Annotated in this window: 11 protein-coding genes; 2 read left to right on the top strand and 9 right to left on the bottom strand. The window is 62.1% G+C overall.

All coding sequences use genetic code 11. From position 1 onward, the window contains the following. Positions 1-163 precede the first annotated feature (163 nt). Positions 164-604, top strand: a complete 441-nt coding sequence (locus EZI54_RS08150; RefSeq protein ID WP_207389182.1) for a carbon starvation CstA family protein — start codon at positions 164-166, stop codon at positions 602-604. A gap of 93 nt (positions 605-697) precedes the next feature. Here EZI54_RS08150 and EZI54_RS08145 read toward each other — a convergent pair whose 3' ends face one another. The 8 genes from EZI54_RS08145 to EZI54_RS08110 form a co-directional block, all read right to left on the bottom strand. Beyond that, complete coding sequence (locus EZI54_RS08145) at positions 698-1,231, bottom strand: ankyrin repeat domain-containing protein (protein ID WP_131480844.1); 534 nt, start codon at positions 1,229-1,231, stop codon at positions 698-700. 124 nt (positions 1,232-1,355) lie between these two features. Further along, positions 1,356-3,464, bottom strand: a complete 2,109-nt coding sequence (locus tag EZI54_RS08140; protein WP_131480842.1) for a 3-hydroxyacyl-CoA dehydrogenase NAD-binding domain-containing protein — start codon at positions 3,462-3,464, stop codon at positions 1,356-1,358. A gap of 71 nt (positions 3,465-3,535) precedes the next feature. Beyond that, on the bottom strand, positions 3,536-4,873 hold the full coding sequence (locus EZI54_RS08135) for an acetyl-CoA C-acetyltransferase (protein ID WP_131480840.1): 1,338 nt from the start codon (positions 4,871-4,873) through the stop codon (positions 3,536-3,538). A gap of 303 nt (positions 4,874-5,176) precedes the next feature. Next, positions 5,177-6,514: an ABC1 kinase family protein gene (locus EZI54_RS08130; RefSeq protein WP_131480838.1), complete on the bottom strand. Its 1,338-nt coding sequence runs from the start codon at positions 6,512-6,514 to the stop codon at positions 5,177-5,179. 133 nt (positions 6,515-6,647) lie between these two features. Continuing rightward, positions 6,648-7,313, bottom strand: coding sequence for a fumarylacetoacetate hydrolase family protein (locus tag EZI54_RS08125; RefSeq protein WP_131480836.1), 666 nt, complete (start codon positions 7,311-7,313; stop codon positions 6,648-6,650). Positions 7,314-7,387: 74 nt separating this feature from the next. Next, positions 7,388-7,930, bottom strand: a complete 543-nt coding sequence (locus EZI54_RS08120) for an adenine phosphoribosyltransferase (RefSeq protein ID WP_131480834.1) — start codon at positions 7,928-7,930, stop codon at positions 7,388-7,390. A 49-nt stretch (positions 7,931-7,979) separates the two neighbouring features. Continuing rightward, positions 7,980-9,275, bottom strand: coding sequence for an NCS2 family permease (locus tag EZI54_RS08115; protein ID WP_131480832.1), 1,296 nt, complete (start codon positions 9,273-9,275; stop codon positions 7,980-7,982). Positions 9,276-9,403: 128 nt separating this feature from the next. Continuing rightward, on the bottom strand, positions 9,404-10,030 hold the full coding sequence (locus EZI54_RS08110) for a trimeric intracellular cation channel family protein (protein WP_131480830.1): 627 nt from the start codon (positions 10,028-10,030) through the stop codon (positions 9,404-9,406). Between the two features lie 211 nt (positions 10,031-10,241). Here EZI54_RS08110 and EZI54_RS08105 point away from each other — a divergent pair, with 211 nt between their 5' ends. Continuing rightward, complete coding sequence (locus EZI54_RS08105; RefSeq protein WP_131480828.1) at positions 10,242-10,784, top strand: BLUF domain-containing protein; 543 nt, start codon at positions 10,242-10,244, stop codon at positions 10,782-10,784. Between the two features lie 12 nt (positions 10,785-10,796). Here EZI54_RS08105 and EZI54_RS08100 read toward each other — a convergent pair whose 3' ends face one another. After that, positions 10,797-11,399, bottom strand: a complete 603-nt coding sequence (locus tag EZI54_RS08100; RefSeq protein WP_131480826.1) for a DUF2238 domain-containing protein — start codon at positions 11,397-11,399, stop codon at positions 10,797-10,799. Positions 11,400-11,508 lie beyond the last annotated feature (109 nt).

The raw sequence follows: 11,508 nt of genomic DNA, 5'->3' as shown, positions 1-11,508 counted from the left end.
AGGTGACCTTCGAGGGCCGGGAGGGCCCGGTGTTGGGGATCGTCACCAAGATCAACCGCAAGAGTGTGATCGTGTTGGCCGAGGATGGCACCAAGCAATACAAGGTCTCGCCGGAGTTATTGAGGCCACTACGTGACGTGAAGTAGGTCAACTACGTCGTGGAATGAACGCTTACTTCCGCGCCGCCCGACTGATCCTGTCAGACTTCCTCAAGTTCGACCAGAAGGCGATCACCAAGCGCCTGATCATCGCCCTGCCGCTGTTTGCCGCCGGGTTCGTGATCAGCCAGATGGATTTCAACGTGATCTGGCGTTACTTCGGCTGGGCCAACCAGATGACCGCGGTGATCATGCTGTGGGCGGCTGCCTCCTGGCTCAAGCGCCATGGCAAGTTCCACTGGGTATGCACCATTCCGGCTACCTTCATGACCGGTGTGGTCAATGCCTACCTGCTGTCGGCGGAAATCGGATTTGGCCTGCCGCTGAGTGTGGTGGGCCCGATCGGCATCGCGTCGTCTCTGGTGGTGCTGGGCTGGCTGCTGTTGCGCCGCCGCAGGGAAGAGGATGAGGTCGGGGCCGCCGGGCTGGCGACGGATCAGGCCTGAGCCCGCGTTACCCGAATCCTTCCCTGGCGACGTCTTACCAAAACCCCGGGGGGGCGTTGCCCGAGAAACCGCAACCGGGGGTTGCGGTTTCTCTTAATGTTTCTCGAGCAATCCAATCACATCCCCAGCGCCCATGGCCCTGGCCAGGGACAGGGCCGTGTTGCCCTCGGCGTCGACGGCGTCCCGGTCGGCGCCGGCCTTGAGCAGACGTTCGACCATATCCGCCCGGTTGAACATTGCGGCGTACATCAATGGTGTCTTGGCGCCTTCGGGGCAACTATCCACGCCGGCCCCGTGTTCCAGCAGCAAATTGACGATATCCATCTCGCCCTTATAGACGACGCCGGCCAACGGTGTCTGTAGCCGATTGTTGGGCAGGTCGGGATCGGCGCCTTTCTCCAGGAGCAGGCGTGTGGTTTCCAGATGGCCGTGATAGCTGGCCAGCATCAGCAGGCTGTCGCCACTGCTGGTCCGGATGTCCGGCGGGACGCCGGCATCCAGCAGGGGGCCGAGCATCTGCGTGCCACCGTTGCGGGCCAGGTCGAAAATCCCTTCGGCAAACGCGATGGCATCCTCGTCCAGCTCATTGCGGGGCTGCTGCGGTTGGCCGGGTTGGTCCTGACTCATGGCTGTACTCCTGGTTGCCAGCGGGAGCCCCGGGTTGAGGCTCCCGTAAACGGAAAGGTCGTCATTGTCAGGTTTGTCGCCGGTTTTTCCAAGTGACGGCGCGATAAGGGGTGCATCGGCATGCTTATCCATCCCAGCCCGTATCCGGGCGGAATCGCTCGCCGTACTGTTCGGCAAGTTGCGCCAGCGTCTCCCGGATGTCGGCGAAGCCGCGGTCATGGGCGTACTTCATGGGGCCTCCGCGAAAGGGGGCGAAGCCGGTTCCGAAGATCATGGCGCCATCGGCGATGTCCTCATCCGCAACAACGCCCTCCCGGATACAGGTCATGCAGGCGTTGAGCATGGGCAGCAGGAGTCGGTCCAGGGCGTCTTTCGGCGCCGCGGACCGTTTGTCCTTCTTGTCGGCCTTGCCGTCGTCCCAAGTGTACAGGCCTTCTCCGGTCTTCCTGCCCAGCTTGCCGTCCTCAACCAGGGATCTCAGCCATTCGGGGGCGTCCGGCATGTTGGTATCCAGCCGGTCGCGCAGCATGTCGGAAACGCTCAGGCAGATGTCGAGCCCCACCTGGTCCGCCAGTTCGATCGGGCCCATCGGCATCCCGAAATCTTCCGCCACGGCGTCAATCGTCTCGGCCTGGACACCTTCGTCCAGCAGGATCATGGCCTCGACCAGGTATGGGGTCAGGGCACGGTTGACCAGGAAGCCCGGTGCGGTCCGGACGGTGGCCGGCAGGCGATCGATCTGTCCCGTGAAGGCCCGGGCGCGGTCGTATGTCGTTTCGGAGATGGCGCCGTGCCTGACCACCTCCACCAGGGGCATGCTGGCAACCGGGTTGAAGAAGTGCAGCCCGACCAGGCGCTCCGGCGCTTTCAGTCCTTCCTGGAGGTTTTCCAGCGGGATGCTGGAGGTGTTTGTGGCGAGGATGGCGTCGTCTTTAAGCCGCGGCTCCACGTCGGCATACACCTTGTGCTTGATCTCGGTGCTCTCGGGAACGGCCTCGATCACCAGATCCGCGTGGCTGGCCCCCTGGTTTTCGAAATCTGGAACCAGGTTGTCGAGGATGGTCCGGGTCTCGGCCTTGGAACGGTGCTTTTTCTCGCACAGGGCGGTCAGTTTCCCGACGGCGTTGGCAATCTTGTCCGCCTCCATGTCGAAGAGGCTGACCCGCAATCCCTGGAAGGCGCACCAGCCGGCAATGTCGCCGCCCATCTCACCGGCGCCGACCACATGCACGTGACGCACCGGCTCTGCATCGGCCCGGGTCTCGTGCTTCATCTTCTCGCGCAGGAAGAAAACCCGCACCAGGTTGCGTGATGCCGGGGTGTTGAGCAAATGGGCGAAGGATTTGATCTCGGCCTTGCGCATGGATTTCCCGTGGCCGCCGTGGCGTTCCCAGAGGTCGATCAGGGCTTTGGGGGCGGGGTAATGGTCCGGGGGCGCCTTGCTATAGGTCTTGTTGCGCATCTGGCGGACTTCAAACTGGCGGGCGGGCCGTGTCGCCAGCAGGCGCTCCCGTATGCCGTTGCCATGGTGTTTGAGGTCGCCCCGGACCGCGGCGGCAACCGCGGCCTCCGCATGGCGCTCCTGGATCACGTCGTCAACCAGCCCGAGCTTCCGGGCCTTGCTGTCATGGGCGTTCTTGCCGGTCAGCATCATCGTCATGGCCTCGAGAGGATCGACCAGGCGGGTGAACCGATCCGTTCCGCCCAGTCCGGGATGCAGGCCCAGCTGCACTTCAGGAAAGCCCAGTTTGGCGCCCGCGATCGCCAGCCGGTAGTCACAGCACAGGGCCAGTTCCAGTCCGCCGCCCAGGCAGTGGCCGTGAATCAGGGCAATCTTCTTGAAGGGCAGGGCCTCGAACCGGTCGGTCACCGCATGGGCACGCGACAGTTTGTCGATGACGTCGTCTTCCGACTCCAGGGCCTCGAATTCGGAGATGTCGGCGCCCATGCAAAAGCCCGTGGCTTTCACCGAACGCAGGACCAGGGCTTTGGGCGCGTTGTCCTCGAGTTCGCTGACCACCGAATCCAGCTCTTCGAGTACGTCAGCGGAAAGGACGTTGGCGCCGGCTTCTTCCTTATCCAGGAGCAGCCAGGCGATGTCCTGGTCATCACGGCGCAGGTGCCAGTGCTTCCAGGCTCCGCCTTTTTCCGGCTGGAAGGGACGTTCGCCGGTGTCGAAGGGCCCCAGCGCCATTTCACGTGAGCTCAGTGATTGGAGAATATGACCTGTCATGATGTGCCTCCCTTCAAATGGTCGACTTGCCGTATGAGGTATCCGCGGTTCGCCATTGGCGACTGAATCGCCTAGACGGTTTCCAGCAGCATGGCCCCGGACTGGCCGCCGCCGATGCACTCCGTGGCGATGCCGCGTTTGAGCTTCTTGCGGCGCAAGGCATTGACCAGGTGCAGTACGATCCGGTTGCCGCTGGTGCCGACCGGGTGGCCAATGGCCACGGCGCCGCCGTCGACGTTGAGGCGTTCGGGGTCGAGCCGGCCCATGGGCGTATCGAGGCCCAGCGCGACCTGGCAGAACTCCGGGTCCTCCCAGGCTGCCGTGCAGGCCAGGACCTGGGCGGCAAAGGCTTCGTTGATTTCCCAGAGATCGATATCGTTCAGGCCGGATTTCTGGCGTTTGAGTATGGCCGTTGAACTCAGGGTGGGACCCAGACCCATGATTTTCGGATCAAGGGCGGACCACTCGCTATCCCGGATGACGGCCAGCGGCTCCAGTCCGTATTTTTCCACGGCCTCTTCCGACGCCAGGATGACCCAGGAGGCGCCGTCGGTAACCTGGGAACTGTTGCCTGGGGTGACCTGTCCGTAGGGTGGCTCGAATGCCGGTTTGAGTTTGGCCAGGGCATCGACGGAGGTGTCCGGGCGAACCCCATCGTCCTGCTGATACAGGGTGCCGTCCGGAGCAATCGCTGGGGTGACTTCGCCGTCGAGCCAGCCCGATTCCTGGGCCCGCGCGAGGCGCTGGTGACTGGAAACCGCATACTCATCGGCGGCCTGGCGGGTAATATTGAACTGCTGCGCCAGGACTTCGGCGGTTTGCCCCATGCTCAGCCCGACAATGGGATCGGTCAGGCCCTTGGCGAGGCTGATTTCCGGCTTGAATTGCATGGGGTTGAACTGGGCGAGCTGACGGGCATAGTCCTGGGGCGATGAGGCGGCGTTCAGGCCGGCCAGCCAGCGGGCGGCGTCCTCGGTCAGCATCATCGGCGCCTTGCTCAGGGCCTCGGCACCGCCGGCAAGTATCAAGTCGCTGTCGCCATCCCGGATGTACTTGTAGGCGGTATCGATCGACTGCATGCCGGAACCGCAGTTGATCTGGACCGTGAACGCGGTCATGGCTTCGCCCATACCCAACCGCAGGGCGGCGATCCGTGCGGGATTCATCTCCTCCGGCAGGACATTGACGCAACCCAGGATCACCTGGTCGAACGCGTCGGCCGGCATGGGCTGACGCAGGAGCAGCGGGCGCCCGCACTGCACCGCCAGATCGACCGGTGTAAACGGCCCAGGCTGTCCCCGGGCCTTGATGAACGGCGTTCGCGCACCGTCGACGATATAGACCCGGCGGGGATGATTCGCTGTGCCGGTGTGGGTGGGCGATTCGCCCGGTGTGACGCTCTGTGTCATGGGGTTCCTCCTTGTCTGATCGATGTGGCCTGCAAGCAACAGGGCTGCGAACCGGATCAGGAAAGAACGGCCTGCTTGAGCTTTCCTTCAGTCAGTACGGCTTGGGTAATCGACAGCGACAGCATGGCGAGCGTGACGCCGTCCCGTGCTGTCGGTTGTGCTGCAATCCCCGACGACGGCTGGTAACACCGCGGCAAGGGATCAAGTCAGAGGATGCTGTACCACCGAGAATAACGCCGCTGCTGTGACAAACCAATGTTGGAGCGCCAAACCAGGCGTGAATTTTAGTGACGGAAACTTAATTCATCGGGCCGGAACCGAATCCGGTTTGTGTTCCGCGAGGTTGAGATAGGTTTCCAGCTTGGGCCGGAAGGCGGCCTGCACCCCCAGCCGCTTCATCATCCAGTAGTGGCCTGCAATCATCCGGTCAATGAAGAGGCTTTCCACCGGCGGCTTGAAGTAGTCGAGGTACTTGAACACGGTACTGGTCTTGGCGGCGACGTCCTTGTGGATCTCGGATTCGGCAAAGTCGTAGGGGGTATCTGTGTCGAAGGGCTTGATCAGGATGTCCCGCCACATGGCGTAATAGGCTTCGTCGACGGCCGGCTGGCTTTCCACCCGGGCACCCAGGTCGATCAGGTGGCGGTCGAGGGCCTGGTAGTCTTCGTTCAGGGCGGCAATCAGCGCCTTGCGGTAGGACTCGACGATCGCCGGTTTGAGCTTCTTGACGCAGCCGAAGTCGTACAGGATCAGCGTGCCGTCCGGGCGGAAGGCGAAGTTGCCCGCATGCGGGTCGCCGTGGATGGCGTGGAAGCGGAACAGCTGGTCCGCCATGGTGTGGAAGATGCGGGTACCGATGTGGTTGACGGTGGCCTGGTCGTAACGGTCGGCGGTGACCTCGCTGATGTGGTCGCCCTCCACCAGTTCCAGGGTCAGGATGCGGCGGGTCGAGTGGCTGTCGATCACGGCCGGGATCAGGACCTTGGGATCGTCCGCATGGAATTCGCGAAACTGGTGCAGGTTGCGGGCCTCGTTCTCGTAGTCCAGTTCTTCCTGGAGGCGTTCGCGGATTTCACCGAAGAGCTGGTCCACGCTCTCTTTCGGCATCTTGAGCAGCCCGCCGAGGCGCAGGGCGGTGCGCAACTGCCGCAGGTCGGAGTCGCAGGATTCATCCACGCCCGGATACTGGACTTTGACGATGACGTCCTCGCCAGAGTGCAGGCGGGCCCGGTGAACCTGGCCTATGGACGCGGCGGCGTAAGGTTTCTCCTGAAGGTATTCGAAGGCTTCACCGATGGTTTTGCCCAGTTCGCTCTCGATCTGCTCGACGATGACCTCGAACGGCATCGGGGGCGCTTCTTTCTGCAGCTTCTGCAGGGCGTCGGAAAACTCCTTGGGCAGGAAATCCTGGGTCTGGGAGGCAATCTGGCCGACCTTCATGACCGCGCCCTTGAGCTCGCCCAGGGTGTCGGCAATCTGGCCCGCCATGCGGGTGTAGTGTTCACTGCGGGCGGTCTCGTCGTCCTGGCGGCCAAACAGCCGGCGGGCACGTTGGCCGGCGTATTGTCCAGCCACCGATGCGGTCATGCCCGCGAGTCTGACGAAGCGTCCCCTGCGTGTGGTTACCGGTTTCCTGGCCATCGACTTCACTCGCTCCCTTTTTCGACCGCTCTGCGGCGGCCACCCGGCAATGTGTACGAATGTCGGGGAACCTGAGTTTAACGCGGCCGGCAGGCCCCGGCGAAGGGCCTGCATCACATGGGTGAAGTGCCGCCTAGACGACCTTGGTTTCCACCATCATGTTTTCGCCCAGCGCCAGGGTCAGCTTCTGGCCGGGGTACAGTGGTCCGACCCCTTCGGGCGTCCCGGTCAGGATCACGTCACCCGGCATCAGGGTGAAGTGCTCGCTCATGTGGGCAATCAGCGGAACCACCGGGAACAGCATATCGGCCGTGGTGCCGGTTTGCTGGCGGTGATCGTCAATGTCCAGGGTGAAGCGGATCGGCTCGCCGTGGTCCACTGCATCGGCCGGTACAAACGGCGACAGCGGGCAGGCGCCGTCGAAGGCCTTGGCGCGCTCCCAGGGCTGGCCTTTCGCCTTGAGCTGGCTCTGGACGTCACGCAGGGTGAGATCCAGCGCCAGGCCGTAACCGGCGATGGCATCGCGAACGTCCTCTTCGGTGGCATTGGTCAGTGGCTTGTCGACCAGGACCGCCAGCTCGGTTTCGAAATGGACGTCGCCCCGGCCCTGGGGCAGGCGGATGGGATGCTCCAGGGCCGTGGCCGCGGTAGCCGGCTTCATGAACAGCAGGGGGGTATCGGGAACCGGGTTGTTCAGCTCTCTTGCGTGGCCGGCGTAGTTGCGGCCGACGCAGACAATCTTGCCCAGAGGCAGTTCAATCGGGTTGCCGGTATGCCAGAGATGTTGGTAGGGATGCATGGCAGTGCTGTCCTTCAAACACAATGGAGGACAGCACAGTGCCACTACCCGGGGCGGGAATCAATTGTCTGAAATCAATCGCCGGCGAATTCGCAGACGGTGTAAACCTTTAGGCCCTCGTCGCGCAGCTTGGCGGAGCCGCCGAGATCCGGCAGGTCAATCATCGCCGCCGCTTCGAAGATCCTGGCGCCGATGCGGCGGATCAGACGGGCCGCGGCCAGCATGGTGCCGCCGGTCGCGATCAGGTCGTCCACCAGGACCACCTTGTCGCCCGGATTGAACGCGTCCTTGTGGATCTCCACAGACGCCGTGCCGTACTCCAGTTCGTAATCTTCCACCAGCGTATCGAACGGCAGTTTGCCCTTCTTGCGCACCAGCACCAGGCTAGCGTTGAGCTCGTAGGCGAGGGCGGAACCGATGATGAAGCCGCGGGCGTCCACGGCAGCAATCGCGTCGATGTCCTGGCTGTGATAGCGGTGGACAAAGGCGTCGATCAGCTTGCGGAATGCCGTGCGATCCTGCAGCACCGTGGTGATGTCACGGAACTGGACGCCGGGCTTGGGCCAGTCCGGTACGGTGCGGATCGCCTGTTTGATGCTTTCGGAAAAATAATCCATGGGATTGCCTTTTGGGGCGAGCGCCGGAAACCTCCGGCGCCGGCCTTGCTTAACCGTTCAGGAAGATGAATTTAAAGATGAACACCAGGGCGATGATCACAACGCTGGCGTTGAGGTGCGACCAGCGGCCGCTCAGGATCTTCAGCAGGGCATAGGTGATAAAGCCCATGGCGATGCCGTTGGCGATGGAGAAGGTCAGCGGCATCATCAGCGCGGTGACCACGGCCGGTGCGGCATCGGTCACGTCGTCCCATTCCACCAGCTTGAGACCACTGGTCATCAGTACCGCCACATAGAGCAGGGCCGGCGCCGTGGCGTAAGGCGGAATGATGCTGGCGATGGGCGACAGCACCAGGCTGGCCAGGAACAGCAGGGCGACGACCACGGCTGTCAGGCCGGTGCGGCCACCGGCGGTGATGCCAGCGGTGGATTCGATGTAGCTGGTCGTGGTCGACGTGCCCAGGGCTGCGCCGGACATGGTGGCGATCGAATCGGACATCAGCGCCCGGCCCAGACGCGGCAGCTTGCCGTCCTTGTCCAGCAGGCCGCCCCGCTGGGCGGCGCCGATCAGGGTGCCGGAGGTGTCGAACAGGTCCACGAACAGGAAAGCAAAGACGATGCTGACCAGGCCGACGTTGAGGGCGCCCGCGATATCCAGTTGCCCCAGCGTCGGCATGATGCTGGGCGGTGCCGAGACGAAGCCGTCGTATTCTACCTGACCGAGGATCATGGCCACCGCGGTCACGGTTATAATGCCGATCATGACCGCCCCGGTCACCTGGCGGTAGGATAGGGCGCAGATCAGCAGGAAGCCGGCGAAGAACAACAGGCTGTGCAGGCTGTCCACGTTGCCCAGCCCCACCAGCGTGGCCGGATTATCAACGACGATCCCGGCATTCTTGAAGGCGATCAGCGCCAGGAAGAAGCCGATGCCGGCAGAAATGCCGAAGCGCAGCGACATGGGAATGCTGTTGATGATCCACTCCCGGATACGGAAGACGCTCAGCAGGAAGAAGATAAAACCCGACAGGAACACGGCGCCGAGGGCCACCTGCCAGCTGTAGCCCATGCTGCCGACGACCGTAAAGGAAAAGAACGCGTTCAGGCCCATGCCCGGTGCCAGGGCAATCGGGTAGTTGGCCCAGAGTCCCATGATCAGCGTGCCGATGGCCGCCGCCAGACAGGTGGCTACGAATACCGCGCCGAAATCCATGCCCGTGGCGGACAGGATGCTGGGGTTGACGACAATGATGTAGGCCATTGTCAGGAACGTGGTCACACCGGCAATAACCTCACGACGCACATCAGTGCCATGGGCCTTGAGCTGGAACAGTTTTTCGAGCATGGGTCAGCCTTGGAATGGTGAATGAAAAGCGTGTTGTCGGACCCGGAGGGCCCCTGACTCAGGACGTCCGTGCCCCTGGAAAACCGCGCATCTTAGCGGCCGTAACACGGTTGGCCAAGTACTGCGGGCTAACCATGGGGATTGGCGTCGCGTTGCAGCCGGATATCGAAATGCACGGCCAGGAGACGGGCCGCCACGATAAACAGCAGGCCGATGGCCAGGGCGAGCGTGTTGTTTTCCGTTGCCCATCGGCACACGAAGTATAGCCAGCATCCCGCAAATGAAATCGACGCGTAGATCTGGTCCTTGCGGAAAATAAAGGGTACTTCGCTGCACAGGGTATCGCGCAACGCACCCCCGAATGTGCCGGTGATCACGCCGAGCAGCGAGGCGATAAACCAGGAATAGCCCAGGTTGAGGGTAAACTGGGCGCCCAGCATGGAAAAGATGCCCAGGCCAATGGCGTCAGGAAGCACGATATTGGATTCCCTGAGTCGGGAGATGGGACGACAGCAGGTGAACAGGATCGCCATCACCAGGATCAGGATGGGCATTTCCTCGTGCCGGATCCAGTACACCGGATGGTTGTCGAGAATCACGTCACGCAGGGTGCCGCCACCGAGCGCGGTGACAAACGCAATGGTAAAAATGCCGACCGGATCCATGTTGGCCTTGCGGGCGGCGATCATCCCGGACAGGGCAAAGGCAATGATGCCGATGGTTTCAAGGTAATAGAGAATATCGGGCGAATGCATTTCAAAAGCCGGTCGTTGAGGTTGGCGCGTGGAATTCGGTCCAGCCTGCTCAGTTATTGATCAGAAGGCCGCGCAGGATACCGGAAAAGTGGTGGTGCTTCATCCCGTTCGGGTTGCCGATTCCCTCGGGTAAAGTGATCCGGATTGCATCCCGGAGGGTAACTGTCTGGATTGTGGGGATTTGTATCGTACCTGATAGAGGAGTACAGGCATGACATTGATCCGTCTGGCCTATGCCAGCAGGGCCAATTTCAAATCGAGCCCGGACAACAAAGGCGTCGAGCCCCATGTGGCCCGCATCCTGATGAGCTCACGCCGGAACAACCCCAAGCAGGGGGTGGTGGGGGGCCTCTACTTTGGCGACGGTTTCTTCTTCCAGTGTCTGGAGGGTGAATCGGAAGCGGTGCACGATCTGTTCAACCAGTTGCGTGACGACGAACGTCACCGCGACGTGACGCTGTTGCTCGAAGAGCCCATCCACCACCGTTCGTTTACTGATTGGTCGATGAAGTACGTGCCCATCGAGAGTGACGTCAACGCGTTGCTGAAGGACGCCGGGATGGAACGCTTCAACCCCTTTGTATTCGATGGCGCCTTGACTCAATCGATGATTGATTGTCTGCGGCGTGGCCGGGAAGGATTTGACGGCACGGGGATGCGCCGTCGTCAGGAGGGGTTCGAAAAAACCGCTTTGATCGTCGCCGGTGCGATCGTCATCATTGGATTGGCAACCGTCGGCGCCATCCTGTTCTGAGGGTGGCGGCGTTCAAGCCGGGGCTTTGATCCCCTGCATCTGCCGGTCATGTATGGATGACAGGAGCAGCAGCGAGACAATCGCGCCCCCAAGGCACCATAGCATGTCGGACTGGGTATCCCAGACGTAGCCCTGGGTGCCCAGGAAAGCGTCAGCACCCTGGCCACTGGCCAGCGCCACCCACCATTCGATCAGCTCATAGAAGGCACTCAGCGCCAGAGTGAAGCAGATGACGAAGAAGCTGGTCCAAGCCCCGGGGCGTATGATCCCGCGCCGGACGATGATTTCCCGCGCGATTATGGCGGGAACAAAGCCCTGGGCGAAGTGGCCCAGCTTGTCGTAGTTGTTCCGCTCCCAGCCAAACAGATCGCCCAGCCAGTCGAACAGCGGCACCTGGGCATAGGTGTAGTGCCCGCCCACCATGAGGATGATGGCATGGACCAGGATCAGGCCGTAGACCAGCGGTGTCAGCGGAAAGCGTTTGCGGGTGACGGCCAGGACGACGGCGCCGATCACTGCTGGCAGTACCTCGAGAATCCAGGTCATGCGGTCGGTGGGCTGAATGCCCGACCAGATCAAAACCACCGCAAAAATCGCCGTCCACGCATACATCATGTGCCGTTACTCTCCCTGTGTATAAATATCATCGATGGAGCAGCATAACCGATATTGATTTGCCTCATCCTGTCAATCGCATTAGCTTGACGACATCCATTCGTTGAAG

Source organism: Marinobacter halodurans (assembly GCF_004327985.1).
Lineage (GTDB): Bacteria > Pseudomonadota > Gammaproteobacteria > Pseudomonadales > Oleiphilaceae > Marinobacter_A > Marinobacter_A halodurans.
The sequence above is the reverse complement of the archived record's forward strand: the minus strand, read 5'-3'. Positions and strand labels throughout refer to the sequence as shown.